Source organism: Paenibacillus sp. J31R30, assembly GCF_059692115.1.
Genome location: NZ_JCAUAV010000002.1, coordinates 448,606 through 471,225 on the forward strand (window position 1 = coordinate 448,606; position 22,620 = coordinate 471,225).

Consider the following 22,620-nt stretch of genomic DNA (forward strand, 5'->3'; position numbering starts at 1 on the left):
CCCAGAGGGATATGAAGCATGTACCGATTTGGGGAGGCTCCTGCTCAGAAGGGGATAGCAACCTGCCAGTAACGTATGATATCGCCAACGATCAGTTAATGGGGCAGTTCGATGGTGTTGGTGGTATCAGTAAATATTCTGTGGCAGGCAAATGGAAGATTGTGAAGGAAGGTTCTTGGTATTCAGGCTGGACGATCAATGGTCACCCTATGCCACTAACCGCAAAGAAGCAAGTTGTTTGTATCGGGAAAAAGCAGCAAATCACGTACGAAGCTTACGCGGATACTCGTATGCGTACAGAGTTGTTTAGTCATCCGAGCGAGAATGTTCTTTTTGTTGTATATGATGTTCAAAATGAAGGCACAAAGGCGGCTCAGCTGGATTTGCATGTCGGATTTGAAGTGGATATGATCTCGTATCATATGGAGAAGCTGAGACAACTCGGAGAGACTAGACAGGTCGGGACGGCATTCCGAGCCGTGGATCATAAGTATTTGGAGTTCCAACTGGCTGAGGATTTCATCGTTCATATGGCAAGTAACGAAGAAACTTCCTTCACGCTCAACGAGGAAAATCGCTTGAATTTGCATCATGAGATCACGATCCAGCCGGGGGAGACACGACAAATCGTCTGGCTGCTCAGCGCGGCAAGTGTCGGGTACGATCGCGCTTCGGCAGAAGCCCACTTAGAGAGCTGGACAGTGTATGCTGCTGAAGTCGATGAGGCCAATACGTGGTTGAAGGAAACCTTTCACTCCGAAGACAGCGAGCTGAATGCGTTGTATGGCTATAGCTTGAACGCATCGATTTCCTCTTACAAGCAGTTGGGGGAGGGGTTTACGGGGTATTTTGCCGGGATCGATTATCAAAGTCCGCCTCGGACCTATTTCCGTGATGGGTATTGGACATTACTTCCGAGTCTACCGTACCACCCGGAGCGGATACGAGGACAGATCTTAACCTTGGCACAAGGGATTGGTGTTGACGGTGAATGCCCTAGCGCAGTGATCTATCATCAGGAGAGCGGGAGGTATGAGCCGTTTTGGCCGGACCATTTCGACTCGCCATCCTTCTTCGTACTGATGATCCATGATTATTTGACTTGGACACATGACTTCGCGCTGCTGGATGAAAGTGTGAATGGCAGAACCATCAGGTCGCATATGGAAAATAGCATTGCCTATTTACTTCGACATACAGCTGACAAGGCAGGTTCGTCGCTGACGAAGAAGCCGGATAATCGCCGAGACTGGGTAGACAACGTGTATCGCGAAGGCGATGTGTTGTATGATTCGGCACTGTATTGCCGTGCGTTGTTTGCGTCGGAGAAGATATTCGCTGCTGTAGGCGACACGGAAAAAGCTGAGCAATATGGCGCTTTGTATCATGCTGCCAAGGAGAGCTTGCAGAAGCTGATCCGTGAGCATGGCTATTTTAACTATAAAAATAGCAACGGCTTCGTGGAACCGAATATGTCCGTCGAGCTGAGCTTGTTGATCATTTTCGATTTGTTGGATGCGGCGGATAAGGCGGAGCTGCTTGAGCAGATGACCGCACAGCTGGAAACACGAAATAATGCAGAGCAGCAGTACGGCGACTGGGGCGTCATGACGGTGTTCCCGTTTTATCGTCAGGTTCACCATCAGGTGGAGAAAAGCATGGCACCTTACCGTTACCACAATGGCGGCGATTGGCCGTATTGGGATGGCATTTATGCGCTTGCCAAGCTGATGAGCGGAGATGCCGAGTGGCGCTATCCGTTAACGCGCTGGTTCCAAGTGTCCATGGAAAATGGCTGGCTGACGCCAGTGGAGTATTACGGTCCGACCTATGGCAAAGGCTCCAACTTGCAAGGCTGGAGTTCGATGCCTGCCGCGGCGATGCTAATGGGAGGCATAGGGATGCTTCCTAGCTTAGACGCGGAGAAGGTTCATCTGAGAGTTCCACCTTGGGGGAACTTCACGATGGAGCATATCCACTTCCGCGGAAGTGTGTACCACATCGCTTACCAGGATGGGGTTTGGACGATACAGTCGGAGAGTGGAGCGAGTGAGCATCCATTTGTGGTGGGGGAATTGGGAGCGTAGTTTTCACATGAAACCTAGCTGGTAGTGAAACAGGCTCGTAATCCTAGCAAACCCAAAAAGCAGTGATCACATCATGTGACTCACTGCTTTTTTATTATTTCGGAATATGTAAATCCAGATAATGAGAGGCTTTCCCCATCGTTGAACAGCTGCTGAAGCCAAGATTTCGATAGAAAGCATCAGCGGCAGGATTATCTGTAAATAGAATTAATGTGTGCCGATGTCCTTCCGCTAGACTCATCTCTTCTAAGTAAAGTAATCTATCATCGAATTCTTTCAACTCTTTGATGGAGAGCCCCAACCCGCTATCTCCCCGACGCATCGCGAATATCTGTGCTTTCTAGAATGGCTTTCGGATATCCAACTCGTGCGACGGAAATCATAGCGCGGCCAATCTGCTCGGAGTCAATGACGGAAGTCGGAAACAATCTATGTAATAGCGGGAAAATCGGACGCAAGATGACAATGAAGGTCTGGTATAGCTTGGTTTTGGATTTGACCCCATTCCTCGGCAGAATAGCTCCTGGACGGAACATATAGGCCGACTTGAAAGGGAGTTTGAGGAGGGCATTTTCCGTTTTGCCTTTTACACGTGCCCACATGCTGCTGCCTTGCTCGGTGCTGTCGGTACTAGCACCCGTCACGTAGACGAAGGTCATTTTGGGCTGGATTTTGACTAACGTGGTGGCAATGTTCATGGTCAGATCATAGGTGATCGCGTGATACTTCTCCTCGCTCATGCCCACAGACGAAACGCCGAGACAGAAGAAGCAAGCATCTATGCTGGAAAGCTCATCCGTAACAGCTGACAGATCGGTGATATCCTTGAGGACATGCTCACGGAACTTCGGTACAGACTGATGTGTAGCGCTTCGACCGATGGATACGACGTTGTTAACCTGAGGATCGAGCAGACATTCACGCAGGACGCTTTGTCCGACCATCCCTGTTGCGCCAAAAATGAGAACGTTCATAGATAGGGTGCCACCTTTCGCATATCAATTAAGAGAGCAGAACTGCTAGTAGACATAGGATAACGTTAATCACCAGTAGGCTTAGTTGCACGGGTTGCTTTTTGACTGAGAGAATGAAACGCTGCATAGCAGGACTAGCCAGATAAGACTCGATATAAGCTTTTCCTGAAATTTGAAAAATACCCGCAAACGTCAACGAGTTAGCCCGCATGATGAGCCATAAACCTGGATTGAAGGTGAGGCAAACGAGCAGCAAGGGGGTTGCCAACACGGTGATATGAAAGAAACCAATCTGCTGTTTAAACGTGTAAATGACGAAATCCCAATTCCATAGTGTATACGCGATGGCCCAGAAAATCATAGCTTCGTTAACCGTGATATAGTAGCTGCCAAGCCATGAACCCGTGATTACAAAGGAAGTAGCGATGAGAACAAGGCCAGTAACGACGTTATAGTAACTCTTGTTTTTGTAATCAGTCAGCGCAGCTTCTAGGATGTTAATACGTAACAACCACACAATGATCGGGACAAGCCAGTCGCTTGGGAAAAAGCCTAGAAATGTTAGAACGACTAGTACTCTACCTATTACGAGTGTCGATAGCTTTAACTTTTCAAAAAAATCGGCTCGCAAGAAAAGTAAGATACCAATCGGGATGATAACGTTGATAATGCCATTTGCGTAAAGCGGTGAAAAGGCGGTTAGGGTCGTGCCGAGTGAAAGCATCGCCACAATAATGAGAAATCCGATCCAGCGCGGCATTCTTAGAAGCTTGTCTGTCATATGAATTCCTCATTTTTCCTAGTTGTGATGTTAGTATCATACTAATTTTAGGTCACTTCGTATAGGCTTTCTAGCAATAAAAACCGCCCCAGTAACAGCATTTCGCTGCTAGTAGAACGGTTTCTAACTGAACTATCTTTACAGTGGCAAATCTCGTTTACGGAAAAGCACGATGGCCGCTGCGTAGGTAACGATGCCAAGGGCAGCCAATGACAACCAAGGGAAGGTCAGACTAGCCTGACCGCCAATTACACCACTGGGATCATACAAGGAGAAATAGCTCAAATTGCGCATCCAATCGATTTGGTCACTAAGCTTTCCGAGAAAATCGAGGCTGAAAAATCCGAACGTCAGTACCGCTGAAATCCCCAGCGCTTTTTTCTCGTCATTCGCGAGGGAAGAGACTAGAAAGGCGATTCCGCCTACGGCGAAGAAGAGCAGGAAGGCGGCAATGTTCATTTCTACGTAAGCTCCCCCGTGAAAATCGCTTAACTCCCCGATGAAAATCGCATAGCCCGCAAAGCCGCACAATGTCGTAACCGACATAATCAGAAATAGCCCAGTCACAAAAACAACGGCTTGTGTCAGCGCTACTTTCCCACGGGTCGTTGGAACGACGAGCAAGTAGGCCATTGCACCTTGATCCACAAGCTTCGACATCAGCTGAGTGGTGAATAATATGCTAAAAATGGAGAGGATGAGGACGAGCAACAAGCCATAATATTCGCCTGAAATGAAAGCTTCCACCGTTCCGAAGCCGCTGCCCAAGTTGAAGGCGTTCGTCAGTCCTTGCGGCAGACTTTTGAGCATCTCATCGAGAGCCGCGTTATTGTTAGCGAAGCTAGGAAATAACCAGAACATGAGCAGGATATAGAAGGCGGAGCCGAACGCATAGTTCATCATCAATTTGATATGAATGCTCATCATATGCTTATAGAGCGCTTTATTCATGCGATCGTCCCCTTCCGGTCGTAGTAGTTCATGAACACGTCTTCGAGGCTTTGTGTAAAAACATCCAGGTTACGGATCGCGTACTGAGACGTAGCCGCTAGAAAGTGTGCATACTCTCCTTGTACGGCCACTCTCACTCGATTGCCATCTCGCGATTCAACGGCGATACCAGACGTTTTCACAAATGTCTCCGCGTCTTCTACGCGTTCAAACGTAACTTCGAAAAGCTTGCGCTGCATCGATTGCAGCTCGTGAATATCCTTCACGGTGAGGATGCGGCCGTCCTTAATAATGGCAGCTCGATCGCAAGTCCGCTCGATTTCTTGGAAGCTGTGGGAGGACATCAGGAAGGTTGTACCTCGAGCTTTCTCCTCTAAAACCAAGTTAATAAAGACCTTTTGCATAAGTGGATCCAGTCCAGAAGTCGGTTCATCCAAAATAATAACCTCAGGCTGATGCATGAATGCGGCGACGATGCCGACCTTCTGCTTCATCCCTTTGGACATTTTACGAATCGGTGTTTTGACGTCAAATTGGAAGCGTTCGATGAGCTCCTCCCGCCATGCGATTTGCTTCATCCCCTGTAATTCAGCCATGAAATTTAGAAAAGAAAGGCCTGTCATGCCTTCAATAAATGCAATTTCACCTGGCAAATAGCCGAGATACCGCTGCACGGTGCCCTGCTCGGTCCATGTATCGAGGCCCGCAACCTGTACGGTCCCTTTTTCGGGTTTCATGAAGCCCATAATGTGCCGAATGGTCGTCGACTTGCCGGCCCCGTTCGGTCCAAGGAATCCGAATACTTCACCCTTTTTAACCGCGAAAGAAACATCGAAAATACCTTTCCCATTCGGAAAGGTTTTGGTTAACTGCTGAACAGTCAACATAAGCGGCCACCTCCATAATGAAAGCAATGAATCTAAGTTATGAAATATTTTTACGTAAGTATTTCAAAACTAATGTTACTCCTGAATGTTCATGCCGTCAATACTTATGAAATATATTTGTGTTATAATTTCATTATTCTAATAATCAGGTGATGCAAATGAACGGCTACGAAAAAAGAGCGCAGCAAAAAAAAGATAAAATCATGGCGGCAACCTTAGAGCTCTTGAAAACGGCAAACGCACAGACCATGCGCATTGCGGATATTGCTGCTGCGGCAGGGGTATCGCAGGTGACGATTTATAATTATTTTGGGAGTAAAGAAGTTCTAGTGCGTGAGGTGTATATCGCTTATATAAGAAAGACGATTGCGGAGTTTGAGGCGTTCCTGACCGCTGAGCATTCTTTGAAGGAGAAGATCGAATTTATCATTTTCCAAAAGAAGGAATCGTCACGAACGTTCGGTCTTCAGATGATGAAGCAGGTTTGGCAGGAGGATCCTGAGCTTGCGAATTTTATTCAAGGGGAGTATATGACGAAGGGGATTCCATTGGTTGTCAAGCTGATCGAAGATGGAAAAAAAACGGGGGAGATCACCGAGAAAATTTCCACCTCCTCGATCATGATGTATATGCAAATGATGGCCAACCAGGCAGAGACGATGATCGCCTATGCCGAGCAGCGTGGCAACATGGAATCGCTCATTGAGGAAATGGTGCATCTGTTTTTCTACGGCGTACGGTCATCGTCATAGGCGGTGCAGCTTGCGATAGGAAGAAGGCGTTACATGCATGCGTTTTTTGAACACGCGGCTCAAATAAAACTCGTTCTCAAAGCCGCATTGTCCAGCGATGTGCTGTAAAGTCATATCGCTGTCCAGCAGCAGCTTCTGCACCTTCTGCAGACGAAGCGTGGTTAAGTAATCGATCGGCAGCATGCCGGTCGATTTTTTGAATCTGCGGGTAAATTGCACCTGTGTTAAACCCAGTTCCTTTGCGATATCTTTCATGATGCAGGTGGATGCCGCTTGCTCATGCAGGCGTTGTGTGGCCCCTTGAATAAGCGTGTCCGTACTTATCTGGCCACTTGGTGTCCAAGGAGAAACCGCATCAGGGCTAGCCGAGTAAGCCTCCTCGACAACTTGCATCCAGAGGTCGGTGAGCACATGTTGACGAAGGGATGAGGCAACGGTTCCCGCATGTTGGAACCATTTTTTCAAATAGACATAATTAGAAGACAGCCGATTAAGATCCTGAATCGAGCTTTTTCCCGCAGGGATGATGTTGTTTTCAAGGGACAGTGGATGTCCTGCCTCATCTCCCCATTGCAGCAGCATGACATGAAACGATAAGGGCTGAACGATTTCTCTCCGAAAAATAGCCCCTGGCGGACAGAGCACAATATCTCCGAAAACAGCTGTTCCCTTGTGTTCTTGGATCTGGTAGGTAAAGCTCCCATTTTCCACAGCAAACAGGACCCAAAATTCATTGGAATCCTCATGGAGTTGGAAAGCTGTCTTCTCCTTCCAGTACATATGGCTGAGCAGTTGTGGTCTCACCCGTGCTGCTTCTTGTGGTTGCATAGCCTGCCATCCTCTCGTAGTCTTCTCCTTTTATCATAGTGGATAAGCCGAGTGGAAGGAAGCGTAATATTGAAATTTTGTATAAGTTCTTGTTAAAAGCGTGCATGGCTTTAAGCGCTGCCAAACCTTTAAAATGAGGGTAATCACAGATTTCATGGAGGTTATCCAATGAGAGAAGAATTGGTAAAAAGGGATATCACGGTCATCGGCGGCGGACTCTCTGGTGTGTGTGCAGCGATTGCTGCTGCTAGACTAGGTCAGACGGTGGCTCTGATTCAAAATAGACCCGTACTCGGCGGGAATTCATCCAGTGAGGTTCGCGTATGGGTTTGCGGCGCAACTTCTCACGGTATTAATCGCTATGCACGCGAAACAGGCATCATGGGCGAGTTGTTCGTAGAGAATCAGTACCAGAATCCAGATGGAAATCCGTATATCTGGGATATTATTGTACTCGAGGCCGTACGTGCTGAGGCCAATATTCAGCTTTTCCTCAATACAGATGTGCATGAGGTGGAAGCGGATGGGGATGAGGACAATCGTGTCATTCGCTCTGTGACTGGATGGATGATGGGTTCCGAGCGGCGTATTCGTTTCGAAAGCGATGTCTTCCTGGATTGTACAGGAGATGGACTTATCGGGTTCTTGGCAGGTGCGAAATTTCGTATCGGTCGAGAGGCTCGGGAAGAGTTTCAAGAAGAGTGGGCACCCGAAATTGCGGATGACATCACGCTAGGGAGTACGATTTTATTTTATACCAAAGATGTGGGTCACCCGGTTAAGTATCATCCGCCGAGCTTCGCCAAAGATATTACAATAACGTCGATTCCGATTAAACGTGTGATCCGAAGCGGCGATTCCGGCTGCCATTATTGGTGGATTGAGTGGGGCGGCGAGTTGGACACGGTCCATGAGAACGAACGCATTCGGGACGAATTATGGTCGGTTATTTATGGGATTTGGGATTATATCAAAAATTCAGGTCAATTCGATTCGGTGAACATGACGCTTGAATGGGTGGGGGCTCTTCCAGGCAAAAGAGAATATCGCCGTTTCATCGGAGATTATATGCTGAACCAGAATGACATTCTGGCTCAAACGCGGTTCGAGGATACCATTGCTTTCGGCGGATGGTCGATTGATTTGCACCCGCCGCAGGGGATGTATTCGACGGAGAGCGGTTCCAAGCATTTGCATGCGGACGGCATCTATCATATTCCGTTTCGCAGCTTGTACTCCGTTAATGTGTCCAACATGCTGATGGCTGGGCGAAATATTAGCGCCTCTCATGTGGCTTTTGGAACGACGCGGGTCATGGCGACCTGCGCGGTTATTGGAGAGGCGGCAGGTGCCGGCGCGGCCCTATGTGTACAGAAGCACATAACACCGCGTGAGCTGGTTCAAAAGCATGGTAAGGAGCTGCAGCAGGTGCTGCTCCGGCAGGATGCCTCCTTGATCGGTGTACGCAACGAGGATGAGCAGGATCTCGCAAGGCTGGCTAGCGTTGAGGCGTCGACGACACTAACGCAGTTAAGTGTGTCACGTGCCGTGGAACCTAGGCGATTGGTTAACGATGTGGCTGTGTTATTCCCAGTTGCACCGCAGCTGAATGGCTTTGAGCTGCTCGTCGATGTAAGCGAAGCAACGACTCTTCAGGTTGAGCTGTGGGATACGGGCAGAGCGGAGAACTATGTGCCGAAGCGGATGATCCTGCAGGCTGAGGCAGCTGTGCAGGCAGGCGAACGGCAGTGGATTAGCTTTCCGCTCAGCTGGCAGCCTGACGTAGAGCAGAATGCATTCGTCATCGTGAGGGCGAATGAGCATGTGGTTGTGTACCACTCCGATCAACAACATACAGGAGCGATCTCCTTTGTACGCGGCACGAAGCCAATTGTTGATCCGAAGCTGGAGAATCATCAACCGGATCAGCCGGTTGTACAGTGGAGCATGAAGAATGGCGTGGATCGCAAGCCAATCTGCTTCCGGCTCGCATCAGAAACAAGTGCCTTCTCTGCGGAGAAGGTGACGAATGGCTACTTGCGCCCATATGGGGCTCCACATCAGTGGATGTCAGATCCAATGACTTCAGCGGGAGAAGAGTGGCTGGCGCTAAGCTGGGACGAAACACATATTCTGCGGCATATACAAGTGACTTTTAATGATAATGTGCATGAGGACTTAATTAATCTGCACGCGTTTAGAACGAGTGATGAAGTAAGACCTGAGTTGGTGAAGGACTACCGCTTGGAGGCCTGGGTCGATGGAGATTGGGCGGTACTGCAGCGTGTAACGAACAATCGCAAGCGTACAAGGAGGTTGCAATTGGAGGCAGCCATTTCTACCGATCGCTTGCGGCTTGTTGTGGAAGCGACGAACGGTTGTCCATGTGCGGAAGTGGTTGAGGTGCGGGTTTATGGGTAGGTGAGAAAAGTGGGTGTCCTTTGGGACATCCACTTTTTCAACAGATAAGAAATATCGACTTAAGCAACTCCATTTGCCTTGTCCGCCATGCGTAACTCGATTTTATCGACTTAAGCAACTCCATTTGCCTTGTTCGCCACACGTAACTCGATTTTATCGACTTACACAACTCCAATTGCCTTGTCCGCCACGCGTGACTCGATTTTATCGACTTACGCAACTCCATTTGCCTTGTTCGCCACGCGTAACTCGATTTTATCGACTTAAGCAACTCCATTTGCCTTGTTCGCCACGCGTAACTCGATTTTATCGACTTACGCAACTCCAATTGCCTTATCCGCCACGCGTAACTCGATTTTATCGACTTACGCAACTCCAATTGCCTTGTCCGCCATGCGTAACTCGATTTTATCGACTTACGCAACTCCATTTGCCTTGTCCGCCATGCGTAACTCGATTTTATCGACTTACGCAACTCCATTTGCCTTGCCCGTCACGCGTAACTCGATTTTATCGACTTAAGCAACTCCATTTGCCTTGTCCGCCACACGTAACTCGATTTTATCGACTTACGTAACTCCATTTGCCTTGTTCGCTACGCGTAACTCGATTTTTTTTGTGTGCATGGTGCCACCCGCTATCCCTTATGCAGATGCAGGTAATGAACACTGATTCAGTCTCATATATCATGTAGAATAAGCAACAAACTGATGAGAGGAGACTGCGGAATGGAAACTCCGAGACGGAATCAGGGTGCATTCGGAAATGTGCCACAGCCTATCCGAAACGATGGCGCCGGCGGGATGGATACGGGGCCTCGGGATATTATGCGGGATATCGAAAACCCAGACATGTTAGTTCCACCTATTACGGATTCTGGCTTGCTTCCGAATTTGAAATTTTCGTTTTCAGACACGTCTATGAAATTAAATTACGGGGGCTGGTCACGGGAAGTTACCGCTAGAGAAATGCCCATTGCAACCACGCTTGCTGGTGTAAATATGAGTTTGACTCCTGGTGGTGTGCGCGAATTACATTGGCATACACAAGCAGAATGGTCCTATATGATTGTAGGTCGCGCACGTATTACGGCAATCGACCAAGATGGTCGAAATTTTATAGCCGATGTAGGCCCAGGCGATCTTTGGTACTTTCCTCCAGGACTCCCCCACTCCATTCAGGGACTAGAGCACTGTGAATTCTTGCTTGTTTTCGATGATGGCAACTTTTCTGATCTGAACACGATTTCCATCTCTGATTGGTTTTCACGTACGCCCAAAGATGTGCTGTCTGCCAATTTCGGAGTACCGATGAGTGCTTTTAAGAACATTCCTACTGAACAGGTGTATATTTATCAAGACAAAGTGCCCGGTTCACTGGAAAGTCAGAAGGTACAATCCCCATTCGGAACCATTCCACTAAGCTTCAAACATCAACTGCTCGCGCAAACACCGATGAAAACGCCTGGCGGCAGCGTACGAATCGTAGACTCTTCTAATTTTCCTATTTCCAAAAATATAGCAGCGGCGCTAGTTGAAATTGAACCTGGTGGTATGAGGGAACTGCATTGGCACCCGAATAATGATGAGTGGCAGTATTACCTGACCGGGCAGGGACGCATGACGGTTTTTACGGGTAATGGCAACGCACGTACATTTGATTATAGAGCTGGCGATGTTGGTTATGTGCCATTTGCTACGGGACACTATATTCAGAATACGGGGACTCAAACGCTATGGTTTTTGGAAATGTTCAAGAGTGATCGCTTTGAGGATGTATCGTTAAACCAATGGATGGCGCTTACCCCTCGGGATCTTGTAAGTACCAATTTGCATGTTGGAACTGAACTATTGGATGCGCTGCGCAAAGAAAAGTGGCCTGTTGTCAAATATCCGGGATTTTCCTATTACCCGAAATAACAATAAACAAGGCTATCTCAAGTAGAATACCTACATGAGATAGCCTTTTCGCATTTTAACCACAGCTTAATTCACCGACACCTCATCAAAGCTTGCCGTTTGCTTATAAGTTCGGAAACCAATCTTCCCACTAGTGAACGTACTGTCTGTCACAGAGACGAGCTGCGTACCATTCACATAGCCAGTCAGCGTACTGCCCGTCATGGTAAGCTTAAGCGTGTATGCGGTATTCGTATTCACCGTCAGCGGAACTTCTTGCAGCAGGGTGAAGGTCCCCCCTGATTTCTTATACAGCTGAGCCGATCCAGAGGTTATCAAGCGGAATAAATAATAGTTATTGTCATCGACATATCGGCCTATGATCCCGCTGGCATTGAAGGCGAGCGCGTCATACATTTTGAGTTTAGCCTGAATGGAATAATTGCTCCAGCTCGCGTTGCCTGTAACGGTGACGGCCTCACCGGATGTTGAGGTCTGCTTCAAGACTTTGGTTCCGTCTGTGACTACACTCCAGACCCCAGTCGAAGGGATCCAGGAATAGGCATCTCCATCTTCGAACAAATCCCCATATGGCAAGCTTTGCACGACCGAAACATTATCAATACTTGCCGTCTGATTGTAGGCTCGGAAGCCAATTTTGCCTGCAGAGATCGTGCTGTCGGTTGCAGAGACCTTCAACACGCCGCCAACGTAGCCGGATATTGAAGTACCGTCCATGACGAGCTTAAGCGTATAAGGGGTATTCGTGCTCACGGTCATCGATACTTCCTGTAGAAGTGCAAAAGTTCCACCAGATTTCTTATAAAGCTGAGCTTTCCCAGACGTGGTCAACCTAAACAAATAGTAATTGTTATTGTCCGCATACCGCCCGACAAGACCAGTGGCATTGTTGGCGATCGCATCATACACTTTCACTGTTGCCTCATAGCTATAATTGCTCCATGCGGAGGTATCACCAACTAAGGAGAGAGCTTCACCCGAAGTAGCGGTTTGTTTATAAACCTTACTGCCATCTGTGACGACATTCCATGTGCCATTCACAGGCGTCCAGCCTGTTGAAGCACCATCTTCAAAGGTATAACTAAATGGATCGGATGGGGCAGGATCAGGCGGAGGTGTGGTATAGGTTTCGTTGGTTAGGACGTACTTATTTTGCTTGATGATCCATTTGGTCAAATAATCTCGACCAGCGAATTGCGCTACCCATTCTTCTCTTCCCGCATAGGTGTCTTCGGACGTGGCTTCATAGGTGTGCCCATCGGTGTGACCCGTACGATTCTGCATATCCAGGACCATTTGGGCATGATAGGGCTCCCAGTAGTTACCCTTCTGGCTGGCCAACGTATCGAATCCGAAGGCAGATGCAGCAGCATCCATATAAGCAAAATGCATACGACGCTTCGTTCCCCAGTCATTCCCCTGCGGATAGTAGGCATTCGCACTGCCATCAATATAAATCGTTCCTCCAGGAGCAGCATATGGCGGATTAGCAAAATTAAGATCGACAAGCGAGTCATAAACAATATCAGCATTAAAGAGCGCTGCTTCAGGCGTATTTTTACCTGCTAATGTGTATAAAAGAGGGGCATTCAGTAATTGAGTAATGGAATTCATATAATCGGGATGAATGATACTGTGGTTCACAACGGTGCCGTCTTCGTTCGCATTAGAGCCATGCAGCCAATCTGCTACAGTTTTGCCATGAAGGACGCGTGTGCTTGTCGTATCGGATGGGCGAGAGTAAGCGGAGATCATGAGTTCAATGTTCTTGTTCATCCATAGGCTCCAATTGGGGTGATCGGGCATCATGGCGGTGGCAAGTTGGAGCAAGGAGGAGTTCCAGGCATTTTCTTCCGCTTTCGTATCGCCAGCGGAGATGATAGTGCCTGCTTCATTGCGATAATAAGGGACTGTGTAGCTGTTGAAACGATTCGCTTCATACTCGACCATTTTGCGGACATACTCGCGATCCGTCACGGAGAGGTCATCCCAGAGCAGGTAACCAGCCGTTCCGGCCAGATAAGCCCAGAAAGCCGTCTGCCAGCCGTTGCCCCAGCCTGAGGTGGTATTAATTCTGTGTTGGTAGGCAAGTGAAGCGGTAAGCTTGGTTGCGATGGTCATCGCGTTCGTCTGCGTAACGCCAGTTTCAGCCGAATCGTAGGCACCTGTTTTCAGTGAAATCGCGAGCGCGAGGGCTTCACTGGCTGGAGGCCTGATGTTCGGTTCATCGACACCGCCGAAGGTGAGATAGCTGCCGGTTTGTGCGGCAAAGCCTTTGTTCGTCCACCATGTGCTAAGTGCGTACTTGTTCGTATTCAGTAGAATGTCCAATACCCGTAAGGAATTGGCGTCTGTCGGGTTGCCTGCTGTGAATGTGCTCCAAGCAATGGGGACAACTGCTGTGCTAGACGCTTCCACACGACCTGTGGGGAAGGCGCCTAGCACAAGCAGGGCAGAGAAGAGAAGCGGTAACCATTTTCGCAAGGCACGCATTGTGAAGCCTCCTTTGTTGTGAAGGCTAGCCTTTCAATCCCGAGCTTGCAATGCCCTCTACGAACCATTTTTGACATACAACCACAACGATGAGCAGAGGTACAAGTCCGGAAACGGAAGCTGCCATGGTGAGGACATAATTCGTTCCAAACTCTTCAACATAACTCGTTAAGCCAAGTGGAATTGTAAACAGGTCCTTTTCGCGAAGCATGATAAGAGGGGTTTCATATTCGTTCCAGTGCCAAGTGAAAGAGAGAATCAAAAGAGTGACGATCGCAGGCTTGGTCAGCGGCAAACAAATTTGCCAGAACGTCCGCCAGTAACCGGACCCATCGACGCGTCCTGCCTCCAATAGTTCGTTTGGAAGGGAACTGAAAAACTGACGCATCAAGAAAGTACCGAATACCGTGAACAAGCCTGGTAAAATAATGGAAGCGTGTGTATTGATCAGCTGCAGCTGATCGAACAAGATGAAGCGGGGAACAAGCAGCACCTGACCCGGAATCATCATCGTTGATAAATAGAGCAGAAACAGGAAGTTGCGTCCTCTAAAGCGTATTTTGGCAAAAGCGTAGCCAGCCATGGCACTTGTGAGCAGGTTGCCAACGACCGTGATCCCCGTAATTTTGATCGAATTCCAATAGAATAAATAGAACGGGTCCGTGCCAGCCCATACCTTTTTATAATTCTCAAAATGCCATGTATTCGGAATCCAGTCGATCGGATATTTGAATACCTCGCCATTAATTTTGAAGGAGGTGGAGATCATCCAAATAAAGGGCAGGATCATGAGAATGGAGATTGCTGCCAATATAATCGTTAGCAGCACTTTTAGCCACAAGCTGCCCTTTCTGGTTCTGGCAATTGAGGTTTTGCGTGTAGTTTCAATAGGGACAATAGTTTCCATATGGGAAGGCTCCTTTGCAATTAGAAGTGCTGCTGCCAACGTTTCTGGCTCTGCCATTGAATGATCGTGACAACGAAGATGATGGCGAATAGCACCCATGAGACGGTAGCTGCATAGCCCATTTTGTAGAAGCGGAAAGCAAGTAAGTAAATGTGATAGGATAGAACCATCGTCGAATCAATGGGGCCGCCTTGCGTCATAATGTTGACAGGTCCGAACACCTGGAATGACCCGATAATGAGTGTAATGGCAACGAGAAAGGTTGTCGGCGTAAGCATTGGAACGGTAATCTGGAAGAATTGACGTATTTTCGAAGCCCCATCCATATCGGAAGCCTCATACAAATCCTTCGAAATCCCCTGTAGACCAGCCAAGTAAATAACCATAGAGTAACCAATCGTTACCCACACCTGCATAATAATAATCGCAAAAAGAGCGGAATTGGGGCTGGACAGCCAGCCTGGTGGGTGCGCGAAACCAATCGTATTCAGAAACTGGTTGATCGGACCATCAGAAGCACGGTACATAATGCTCCAGATGACGGATACGGCCACAAGCGAGCTGACGTAGGGCAGGAAAATCAAAGTGCGCAGCGTCTGTTTGAAAAATACATACTTGTTTAGAATGACAGCTAACAGCAGTCCAATGATGATAGAAGCGGGCACACTGACAAGTGTGAAAATCATATTATTTTTCAGCGCTTTCACGAATTTCGGATCACTGCCCAGCGCTTTGAAATTATCTAAGCCAACCCATTCGATCCCTGCGAACCCTTTGAGATATTCCCAATCTACGAAAACGAGGTAAAGGCTGAATAAGATGGGAAGCAATATGAAGATAAGGTACCCAGAGAAGTTGGGCAAAATGAACAGGTAGCCTGCAAGGTTTTCCCTGAATTTCGCGTTATGCCAGAAATGTCGTTTCATTCGTAAGACACCCTTTCGAATTCATGTGTTAGGCTAACTTTACCAAGATCAGTTGCGAATTCACATAGCGTGAACGTGACCTTTTCTGTAGTTTGATTGAAAAAACCTCCAGCAAGATTCAGCTGGAGGTTTCGATAAGCCTGTTACTTTTTAGCGCCTTTAATCGTCGTATCAGCACGCGTTTTCATCGTTTCCAAAGCCTTGTCAATCGGTTGTGCACCAAGCAGATATTTTTCCATCTCATCTTTAAAGATGGCGCGTAATTCCGTTGGTACTGGTACGTTGTAGGAAGTTGGGAATGTGTAATTGCCAGCTAAAAGTGCCTTCAAGGAAGCTTCATCAATCAGATCTTTCGCATCGCCAATAAGGATGGAGGCGATTTTAGCAGCATCTGCTTTTTTGCTAGTTGGGATACGTCCGCCTGGCACCATGGCCATATTACCTTCTTGTAAATACCAGGAGATGAATTTGAACGCTGTTTCTTTATTTTTACTGTTTTTATTAATGGACATATAGTCGCCCATACCGCCGCCTGGATTAATGTTGCCGCCAGCCGTGAATTGCGGATAAGGAGCAAACGCGACCTTGAAATCATGCGGGAAGCTCTTAATGTCTTTGATGTAGCGGATGATGTAAATTTGGGAAGCCATCATAGCTGCTTTACCCGTCAGAAGCTCATTTTGCACAGTAATTTTACCAGCAACAGCCTCGGAATATTTCATCATAATGCCCTTGTCTTCCAGGCTCTTCTGCATTTCTAAGCCCTTCTTCATGGCTGGGTTGTTGAAGTTGGATGTGCCATCAGCAGCGATTACCCAGTCTTGCGGTTTGGCTGTTTGTAGCACCGTATCACCAAACCAACCTAAAGCTGGATCTAGCATGGTACCCTTCATAGCCCCTTTGTTCAGCTTGGTGGCCATTGCGCTGAAATCGTCCCATGTCCACGCTGTAGGCAGCTTCTCGCCAGCTCCTTCTAAAGCTTTCATATTGAAAAGCACAGCGCCCAAGTTTTTATTTGCAGGGAGATAATAATATTTGCCGTCTGCAAATTTCTTGATGTTTGCGGCTCCGATGATACCCTCAACGTCAAAGCCTGCTTTGGCAATCAGATCATCCAATGGCTCTGCCATGCCAGCAGCTTGTCGCTTCGTCATATACGCATCACCGTAGTTCATATAGATATCGGGTGCGTCTGTATTCGAGAGCAAGGCTGTTTCCAGCTTCAGATTACCTGGATCGTCGTTCACATACCGCGTATATTCAACCTTAATGTTAGGGTTGGCTTTATTCCATGCGTCAACCGCGTCTTGCGGTCCGCTTTCTGGTGGTACACCACCCCAGAATTTAAGTGTAACTGGTTTCTGTTCAGGTGTTGGTGTAGGTGTAGCCGCTGCTGCTGTTGCAGCAGGTGCGACGGACGCAGCTGCGGAAGGTGAAGCTTCTGGTGCTTTGGAGCAGCCTGTTACGAGAACGCTTACAGCAAGTGCGATTGATGCTCCCATGCCTAGTACTTTTTTCATTTGTTCATCCCCTTTTCTTTTGGTAGTTAAATCGTAATGCAAATTTTCCCAAAAAGACACGGAGTATTCTTTACGAAGTAAGCATTATTCTATGATGTTCGATGACCGAAGACGAGCTTGCGAAACTCGGTCGGGTACATGCCTTCCATTTGCTTAAAGCTGCGGCTGAAATGATTGGGGTCGGCATACCCGATGAGCTCAGAAATTTCGAATATTTTATAATCTGGATTCTTGAGCAGCTCGCGCGCATTTTTCATTCGAACATTCGTCATATAATCAGTGATCGTTTTACCTGTTTCTTTTTTGAACAAGATACTCAAATAATTTTCTGTGTAGCCAACAGTACTGGCTAAATCAGCGACTTTGAGAGGTAGATTATATTTCTCCATGATTTGACGAATCACCATTTGAATCTCGGGGCGAAGCTTCTCTTTCCCATGCTCACGCTTGTACGCCAAGAAGACGGGAAGCCAGCCAATGAACCAGTTAGACAAAGCCTGCAAAGTCTCAGCATTACGAATGACATGGTACGGATACTGCTGTTCGTGCAGGGTGACAGAATAAATATCGCCGCCTTCGGCCTTCAAGCAGCGTGCGAAAATATGGAGCAGACTGAGCCACTGCTCTCGCAAGATCGCAGGAGGCACATTCTTATGAAGACAGATTTCCTCCGTCCACGAGAGAATTTTCTTGTGCAAGCCAGCTTCGTCGCCTTCCTCAATGCGTTTAATCCATTCCTCTTCATTCCATGGTTCAGCGAGTGTAGGCACTGATAAATTTAATTGATCATAGTAAACGATACACGCTCCGCCGTAATAAAACCGGTAGCTTAGCGCATGCTCTGCCTTCTCATAGGCTTGATGTAAGGCCAACGTGTCTTCGTAGGAGGGGGATACGCCGACAGCGAGCGAAATTTTCAGGAAAGCTTGAACGGCGTTTTGCATTTCTAGCATCATATTGGCATTCAATTGGCCTGTGAGAACACAAAACTTTCCAGCTGCAATCTCAACTAGCTCCCCATTGCCGTACTTTTTCAGAATCTCATTGAGGACATTTTTCACCGTATAGGTCAATAGTCGATCGCTTTGGAAACGGTTATTCTGCGTTAATTCTTCATACGCTTCGATTTGGATCACCGCGGCGGAAAGGGGAGCAGGGAAGGGCTCCAATTGAAACTCCCGCCAAGCCTGTTCAATTTCCCGACGTGAAACGTGGCTTAATAGGAGCTCGCGCAGCCGTTTCTCCTTCACCTCATTGCTATATTGATTCACCTTTTGCTCTAACTGGGTTCTCGCGTGCTGGCCTTGCCTCTCAATATTGAGCTGATCTCGAATCGCACGCAGTTTCTCCATGAGCTCGGAAGGATTGATTTCCAATTTCGTAACGTACTCGATAGCGCCTAGCCGTAGTGCTTGCTGCACATAGTTGAAGTCGTGATGATTGGATAAAATGAGACATTTGATATTCGGCCAGCGTTCACGGATCTCTTTCAATAAAGCTAAACCATCCATCTCCGGCATGCGAATATCGGTGAGTACGACGTCACAGGCCTGTGATTCTAATATTTTCAGCGCTTCCAACCCATTGGCGGCTTCTCCTATGACTTGGAACTCCTCGTTATCTCTTGGAATGATTGTTTTTAAGCCAATGCGCACAAGGATTTCATCATCAACGATCAAAATTCTCAGCATCTGTATTCCTCCTTTTCAAAGGCAGCACCAGTTGTAGTCGGACGCCTTCGCCCTCCACACTCGAAATTTGCATGCCATACTGCATCCCGAAGTGAAGCTTGATTCGTTCGTTGACATTGCGTATGCCGATACCGCTGAACTTGGCGTGAGGCTGATTCAGGGATGTTTCAACCTGTTGAATCATCTCGACGCTCATGCCCACTCCGTTGTCTTGCATGACAATATGTAGATTCCCACCCATTTCTTTCGCTTGAAGATCGATGAGAAGCGGGAACCGATTCCCATGAATAATACTGTTCTCGACAGCAGGCTGCAGCGTGAATTTTAACACTTCACAGTCGAGTAGTGCTTCCGGAATATTAGAAGTAAATGTGATTTGATCATGGTAGCGAATTTCCTGCAGGGAAAGGTAGACCTGTAAATAGTCCAGTTCTTCTTGTAACGTGACGAACTCTTGTTCATTCCGCATGGTGAAATTAAGCAGCTTACCTAGCTTCGTAATCATTTCGCTAATATGATCAGCCCCGGAGAGCAGCGCCATCCATTTGATGGAATTGAGTGTATTTAGTAGAAAATGCGGATTAATTTGCGCTTGCAGCGCTTGGAATTGGGCTTTTTGCTTGCGTCGCTGCTCGTCGTATAAATCAGAGATGAGATCTTGCAAATGAAGCACCATACGATTGAAGTTATTGCCTAGCATGGCAATCTCGTCTTCCCCTTTTACAGTGACCAGTGTATTGAATTCTCCTTTCCCAACCTTCGTCATGGATTTCGCCAGCTGTTTGAAAGGACTCGTCACACGAAGCATGAGAACAATGAAGGCAATGGTAAAAAGGAGGAACCAGGCGACTACCCAGGTGATTGATTTGTCTTTTTCCCTACTGAGCTGTGTGGCAAAATCCTTCTGGTTCATGAATTGTACAAGCCGCCATCCGAGCTGTGGGACATAGGCATCATTTAAGAAATAGACTTGGTCATTGACTTTTACTTCCTTAATGCCATTCACATTGGTATGAACATTCAGAAGTGCTTGGCTTGCCAATAAATCTGCACCAGCAGAATCACCAATCAAGAGCTTCTGGTCTTGATCGACGAGAACAGCGGTGATGCCTGAAGCTTGCTGCCTGCGAAGCTCGGTGTTCGGATAGAAGAAGACGGAGACTGGCACGCTGATAAAAAAAACACCATAATTGCTCGTGTATTCCCCATTGATTTGTCTCGTCATCACAATCAGATCTTGATTATTGTTCGGTGAGGGAAGTGTGTAGGGAACCGTCCAGTAGGGAAAACCATTGCGCTTCAGGGTGGGCTCGTACCAGCTTTCCTTATAGAACGATTGGATATTCGTAGGTGTGACGGCCGACCATGTTGTATGGGTATACCCTCTATTGTCAAATAATCCAAGCTGAGTTGTGCTGTCAAGCAAGAGATCTTTGACGTTGGACATTTTTTTTTGCAAGCTCGTGAGTTTAATGAAGGAGAGGTAATTGTTGGACCAATCTGCAGGCTCTTTCAAAAATTTTTCCGTCTCCGGGTCGTTAATGATTAGACTTGAAGCAGTGATCATACGTACGGCCATATCGTTCATGGCAGTGGCTTTCTGGGACACGGCGGTTTGATTGGATTGGTTAAGCTGAATTTGCACAATATCTTCAGAAGATTTATAGAAGCGGTATAGGATGATTACGACTGGGAGTATGATTAGGAAAAATAAGGAGATTAGAATCTTTCCGCGTAATGTCTTTATTGGACTGCGCAGTATCTTCATAGAGGTCACACCATGCCCTCATCTACTAGGATTATGAATCTCTTCTATCATACAACGATGAATCTTATCCTGCTAGAGAGAGTGGGGGCAAGCTTATGAATTCAAAGAATATGCCGTATAAAACAAAGAATATGCATGGTTATGATGGTGTGATCAAAATGGGTAAAAAAAAGCAGTGAGATTGCTCTCACTGCCTCATTGACATTTATGGATTTACTGCATTCGGATCCATCCAGAACAGTTCCCACTGATGGCCGTCAAGATCTTGGAAGCTGTGTTGATACATGAAACCGTGATCATTAGGGTCACTATAAAGCGTACCACCTGCGGCTACGGCCTTTTCGATGAGTTCTGTCACTTCTTCACGGCTAGAGAAGCTTAAAGCAACGAGTACTTCTGTTGTTTTTGTTGCATCGGATATTTCTTTTTTCGTAAAGGTTTGGAAATACGGCTCGACCAATAGCATGGCGAAGATGTGTTCACTGATAATCATGCAGGTTGCATTCACATCCGTAAACTGCGGATTGAAATCAAATCCAATAGCGCGAAAGAAAGCGATAGACTTGTCCAAATCTTTTACAGGTAAATTCACAAAAATTTTATCCGCTTGAACCGCCATGAATGGATCACCTCAATGAGTTATTTGTACTACTCTATGATAATTGAAAGCAAATCAGCGAGTCAAATGTAAGAGGATTCCTTGCCCTCGTAAGCCCGTTTGAGAGCGGCGATATCAATCTTTTGCATGCCGAGCATCGCATTCATTACACGCGCCCCTCTCTCTCGATCCTGGGTATGAAGGAGCTCCCCTAACGTGGTTGGAATGATCTGCCATGACAAGCCAAATTTGTCCTGTACCCAACCGCAGCGTTGAGGTTCACCGCCATCAGACAACTTTTCCCATAGGTAGTCAACCTCCTCTTGTGTCTCGCAGTTGACGAATAAGGAGAGGGCCGGTGTGAATCTGAACTGAGGACCGCCATTTAATACCATATACTGTTGACCATGGATCGAAAATGTACCAGATATAACTTTGCCTTCAGGCCCAGCTCGGTGAACACTTTCAATTTTGGAATCACTGAATATCGACGTGTAGAAGTTCATTGCCTCTTCGGCATTGCCGTCGAACCATAGGAATGGATTGATTTTTTGTTGCATGTCAGCAGCTCCTAATAATTTTATTATCATTATATCACAAATGTCGATGAGTTCATGGCCGTACGTCTCGAGAGCGGGGCTCTCACTCAACCCCCAAACACCGGCGACGCTAACACAATCGCAGCAATAAAAACAATCTGCAGCACAATTCGGACAGGCAAACGCGGAACGGGTCTGCCGCCAATCGATAGCTTCCTACGAGCGGCATAGACGTTAGCCGGAAACATAGCCATCAGCATGAGTGCTAAGCCAATGGAGGCAGCGAGGGACGTTGCAGGAAGCAGGATGCCTACTGCACCCGCAATCTCGAGGTATCCGGTTATCGTAACGATAAGCGCGGGTCGGGGAAACATAGGAGGGACCATCCGAACGAGGTCTGGACGTCTTTTGCCCCAGTGAGCAGAGGCAGTGAGCAGAAACATGACAGTGACGGCACCTTGCAGCGCAGAATGCCAATCATTGAAATAAGCCCAACCGAGATAACCCATACCTCGGAAACAAATAAAGGATAAAACAAGCGCAATAAATGGCGCCATGTGAATTCCTCCTGTCCGTTA

General features: G+C 47.3%; 19 protein-coding genes. 4 read left to right on the top strand and 15 right to left on the bottom strand.

Features of this window, described 5'->3' with window-relative positions; translation table 11 throughout:
• Nucleotides 1-11 precede the first annotated feature (11 nt).
• Nucleotides 12-2,087: an amylo-alpha-1,6-glucosidase gene (locus AC58QO_RS07925; RefSeq protein WP_497264758.1), complete on the top strand. Its 2,076-nt coding sequence runs from the start codon at nt 12-14 to the stop codon at nt 2,085-2,087.
• A 94-nt stretch (nt 2,088-2,181) separates the two neighbouring features.
• Here the strand turns inward: AC58QO_RS07925 and AC58QO_RS07930 are convergent, their stop codons facing one another.
• The 5 genes from AC58QO_RS07930 to AC58QO_RS07950 form a co-directional block, all read right to left on the bottom strand.
• Nucleotides 2,182-2,388: a GNAT family N-acetyltransferase gene (locus tag AC58QO_RS07930; RefSeq protein ID WP_497264759.1), complete on the bottom strand. Its 207-nt coding sequence runs from the start codon at nt 2,386-2,388 to the stop codon at nt 2,182-2,184.
• Nucleotides 2,389-2,392: 4 nt separating this feature from the next.
• Nucleotides 2,393-3,061, bottom strand: coding sequence for an NAD-dependent epimerase/dehydratase family protein (locus tag AC58QO_RS07935; protein ID WP_497264760.1), 669 nt, complete (start codon nt 3,059-3,061; stop codon nt 2,393-2,395).
• A gap of 28 nt (nt 3,062-3,089) precedes the next feature.
• Nucleotides 3,090-3,842 carry a hypothetical protein gene (locus tag AC58QO_RS07940; RefSeq protein ID WP_497264761.1) on the bottom strand — a complete coding sequence of 251 codons (753 nt, stop codon included), beginning with the start codon at nt 3,840-3,842 and terminating at the stop codon, nt 3,090-3,092.
• A gap of 138 nt (nt 3,843-3,980) precedes the next feature.
• Nucleotides 3,981-4,793: an efflux permease Rv1217c-related protein gene (locus AC58QO_RS07945; protein ID WP_497264762.1), complete on the bottom strand. Its 813-nt coding sequence runs from the start codon at nt 4,791-4,793 to the stop codon at nt 3,981-3,983.
• On the bottom strand, nt 4,790-5,680 hold the full coding sequence (locus AC58QO_RS07950) for an ABC transporter ATP-binding protein (RefSeq protein WP_497264763.1): 891 nt from the start codon (nt 5,678-5,680) through the stop codon (nt 4,790-4,792). The genes AC58QO_RS07945 and AC58QO_RS07950 overlap by 4 nt, the downstream gene beginning before the upstream one ends.
• Nucleotides 5,681-5,838: 158 nt before the next feature.
• On the opposite strand from AC58QO_RS07950, the gene AC58QO_RS07955 reads away from it, so the two are divergent.
• Nucleotides 5,839-6,432, top strand: a complete 594-nt coding sequence (locus AC58QO_RS07955; protein ID WP_497264764.1) for a TetR/AcrR family transcriptional regulator — start codon at nt 5,839-5,841, stop codon at nt 6,430-6,432.
• Here AC58QO_RS07955 and AC58QO_RS07960 read toward each other — a convergent pair.
• On the bottom strand, nt 6,427-7,260 hold the full coding sequence (locus AC58QO_RS07960) for a helix-turn-helix domain-containing protein (protein ID WP_497264765.1): 834 nt from the start codon (nt 7,258-7,260) through the stop codon (nt 6,427-6,429). The two genes, AC58QO_RS07955 and AC58QO_RS07960, sit on opposite strands and share 6 nt — an antisense overlap.
• Nucleotides 7,261-7,428: 168 nt before the next feature.
• Here AC58QO_RS07960 and AC58QO_RS07965 point away from each other — a divergent pair, with 168 nt between their 5' ends.
• Both AC58QO_RS07965 and AC58QO_RS07970 read left to right on the top strand, forming a co-directional pair.
• Nucleotides 7,429-9,681, top strand: a complete 2,253-nt coding sequence (locus AC58QO_RS07965; protein WP_497264766.1) for an FAD-dependent oxidoreductase — start codon at nt 7,429-7,431, stop codon at nt 9,679-9,681.
• A 728-nt stretch (nt 9,682-10,409) separates the two neighbouring features.
• Entirely contained in the window at nt 10,410-11,600 is a 1,191-nt protein-coding gene (locus tag AC58QO_RS07970; RefSeq protein WP_497264767.1) for an oxalate decarboxylase family bicupin, read from the top strand.
• A gap of 66 nt (nt 11,601-11,666) precedes the next feature.
• On the opposite strand, the gene AC58QO_RS07975 is transcribed toward AC58QO_RS07970, so the two are convergent.
• The 9 genes from AC58QO_RS07975 to AC58QO_RS08015 all read right to left on the bottom strand — a co-directional run bounded on the left by AC58QO_RS07975 (nt 11,667) and on the right by AC58QO_RS08015 (nt 22,599).
• On the bottom strand, nt 11,667-14,093 hold the full coding sequence (locus AC58QO_RS07975) for a 3-keto-alpha-glucoside-1,2-lyase-like domain-containing protein (protein WP_497264768.1): 2,427 nt from the start codon (nt 14,091-14,093) through the stop codon (nt 11,667-11,669).
• Nucleotides 14,094-14,118: 25 nt separating this feature from the next.
• Nucleotides 14,119-15,000, bottom strand: coding sequence for a carbohydrate ABC transporter permease (locus AC58QO_RS07980; RefSeq protein WP_497264769.1), 882 nt, complete (start codon nt 14,998-15,000; stop codon nt 14,119-14,121).
• A 20-nt stretch (nt 15,001-15,020) separates the two neighbouring features.
• The gene (locus AC58QO_RS07985; RefSeq protein ID WP_497264770.1) at nt 15,021-15,926 is read right to left on the bottom strand and encodes a carbohydrate ABC transporter permease; all 906 of its coding nucleotides are present in this window, start codon (nt 15,924-15,926) and stop codon (nt 15,021-15,023) included.
• Nucleotides 15,927-16,069: 143 nt separating this feature from the next.
• The gene (locus AC58QO_RS07990) at nt 16,070-17,446 is read right to left on the bottom strand and encodes an ABC transporter substrate-binding protein (protein WP_497264771.1); all 1,377 of its coding nucleotides are present in this window, start codon (nt 17,444-17,446) and stop codon (nt 16,070-16,072) included.
• An 89-nt stretch (nt 17,447-17,535) separates the two neighbouring features.
• On the bottom strand, nt 17,536-19,137 hold the full coding sequence (locus AC58QO_RS07995; RefSeq protein WP_497264772.1) for a response regulator: 1,602 nt from the start codon (nt 19,135-19,137) through the stop codon (nt 17,536-17,538).
• Nucleotides 19,115-20,905 carry a sensor histidine kinase gene (locus AC58QO_RS08000; protein ID WP_497264773.1) on the bottom strand — a complete coding sequence of 597 codons (1,791 nt, stop codon included), beginning with the start codon at nt 20,903-20,905 and terminating at the stop codon, nt 19,115-19,117. The genes AC58QO_RS07995 and AC58QO_RS08000 overlap by 23 nt, the downstream gene beginning before the upstream one ends.
• A gap of 205 nt (nt 20,906-21,110) precedes the next feature.
• A complete protein-coding gene (locus AC58QO_RS08005) occupies nt 21,111-21,524 on the bottom strand; it encodes a VOC family protein (protein WP_497264774.1) in 414 nt (137 codons plus the stop codon).
• A 62-nt stretch (nt 21,525-21,586) separates the two neighbouring features.
• Nucleotides 21,587-22,063 (bottom strand): VOC family protein, encoded by a 477-nt coding sequence (locus AC58QO_RS08010; protein ID WP_497264775.1) that lies wholly within the window; start codon nt 22,061-22,063, stop codon nt 21,587-21,589.
• 86 nt (nt 22,064-22,149) lie between these two features.
• Nucleotides 22,150-22,599 carry a DoxX family protein gene (locus AC58QO_RS08015; RefSeq protein WP_497264776.1) on the bottom strand — a complete coding sequence of 150 codons (450 nt, stop codon included), beginning with the start codon at nt 22,597-22,599 and terminating at the stop codon, nt 22,150-22,152.
• Nucleotides 22,600-22,620 lie beyond the last annotated feature (21 nt).

What these genes read in the sequence shown, in the direction of transcription:
- AC58QO_RS07925 (WP_497264758.1), top strand. Translation starts at nt 12, where the DNA reads ATGAAGCATGTACCGATTTGGGGAGGCTCCTGCTCAGAAGGGGATAGC.
- AC58QO_RS07935 (WP_497264760.1), bottom strand. Translation starts at nt 3,061, where the DNA reads ATGAACGTTCTCATTTTTGGCGCAACAGGGATGGTCGGACAAAGCGTC.
- AC58QO_RS07940 (WP_497264761.1), bottom strand. Translation starts at nt 3,842, where the DNA reads ATGACAGACAAGCTTCTAAGAATGCCGCGCTGGATCGGATTTCTCATT.
- AC58QO_RS07945 (WP_497264762.1), bottom strand. Translation starts at nt 4,793, where the DNA reads ATGAATAAAGCGCTCTATAAGCATATGATGAGCATTCATATCAAATTG.
- AC58QO_RS07950 (WP_497264763.1), bottom strand. Translation starts at nt 5,680, where the DNA reads ATGTTGACTGTTCAGCAGTTAACCAAAACCTTTCCGAATGGGAAAGGT.
- AC58QO_RS07955 (WP_497264764.1), top strand. Translation starts at nt 5,839, where the DNA reads ATGAACGGCTACGAAAAAAGAGCGCAGCAAAAAAAAGATAAAATCATG.
- AC58QO_RS07960 (WP_497264765.1), bottom strand. Translation starts at nt 7,260, where the DNA reads ATGCAACCACAAGAAGCAGCACGGGTGAGACCACAACTGCTCAGCCAT.
- AC58QO_RS07965 (WP_497264766.1), top strand. Translation starts at nt 7,429, where the DNA reads ATGAGAGAAGAATTGGTAAAAAGGGATATCACGGTCATCGGCGGCGGA.
- AC58QO_RS07970 (WP_497264767.1), top strand. Translation starts at nt 10,410, where the DNA reads ATGGAAACTCCGAGACGGAATCAGGGTGCATTCGGAAATGTGCCACAG.
- AC58QO_RS07975 (WP_497264768.1), bottom strand. Translation starts at nt 14,093, where the DNA reads ATGCGTGCCTTGCGAAAATGGTTACCGCTTCTCTTCTCTGCCCTGCTT.
- AC58QO_RS07980 (WP_497264769.1), bottom strand. Translation starts at nt 15,000, where the DNA reads ATGGAAACTATTGTCCCTATTGAAACTACACGCAAAACCTCAATTGCC.
- AC58QO_RS07985 (WP_497264770.1), bottom strand. Translation starts at nt 15,926, where the DNA reads ATGAAACGACATTTCTGGCATAACGCGAAATTCAGGGAAAACCTTGCA.
- AC58QO_RS07990 (WP_497264771.1), bottom strand. Translation starts at nt 17,446, where the DNA reads ATGAAAAAAGTACTAGGCATGGGAGCATCAATCGCACTTGCTGTAAGC.
- AC58QO_RS07995 (WP_497264772.1), bottom strand. Translation starts at nt 19,137, where the DNA reads ATGCTGAGAATTTTGATCGTTGATGATGAAATCCTTGTGCGCATTGGC.
- AC58QO_RS08000 (WP_497264773.1), bottom strand. Translation starts at nt 20,905, where the DNA reads ATGAAGATACTGCGCAGTCCAATAAAGACATTACGCGGAAAGATTCTA.
- AC58QO_RS08005 (WP_497264774.1), bottom strand. Translation starts at nt 21,524, where the DNA reads ATGGCGGTTCAAGCGGATAAAATTTTTGTGAATTTACCTGTAAAAGAT.
- AC58QO_RS08010 (WP_497264775.1), bottom strand. Translation starts at nt 22,063, where the DNA reads ATGCAACAAAAAATCAATCCATTCCTATGGTTCGACGGCAATGCCGAA.
- AC58QO_RS08015 (WP_497264776.1), bottom strand. Translation starts at nt 22,599, where the DNA reads ATGGCGCCATTTATTGCGCTTGTTTTATCCTTTATTTGTTTCCGAGGT.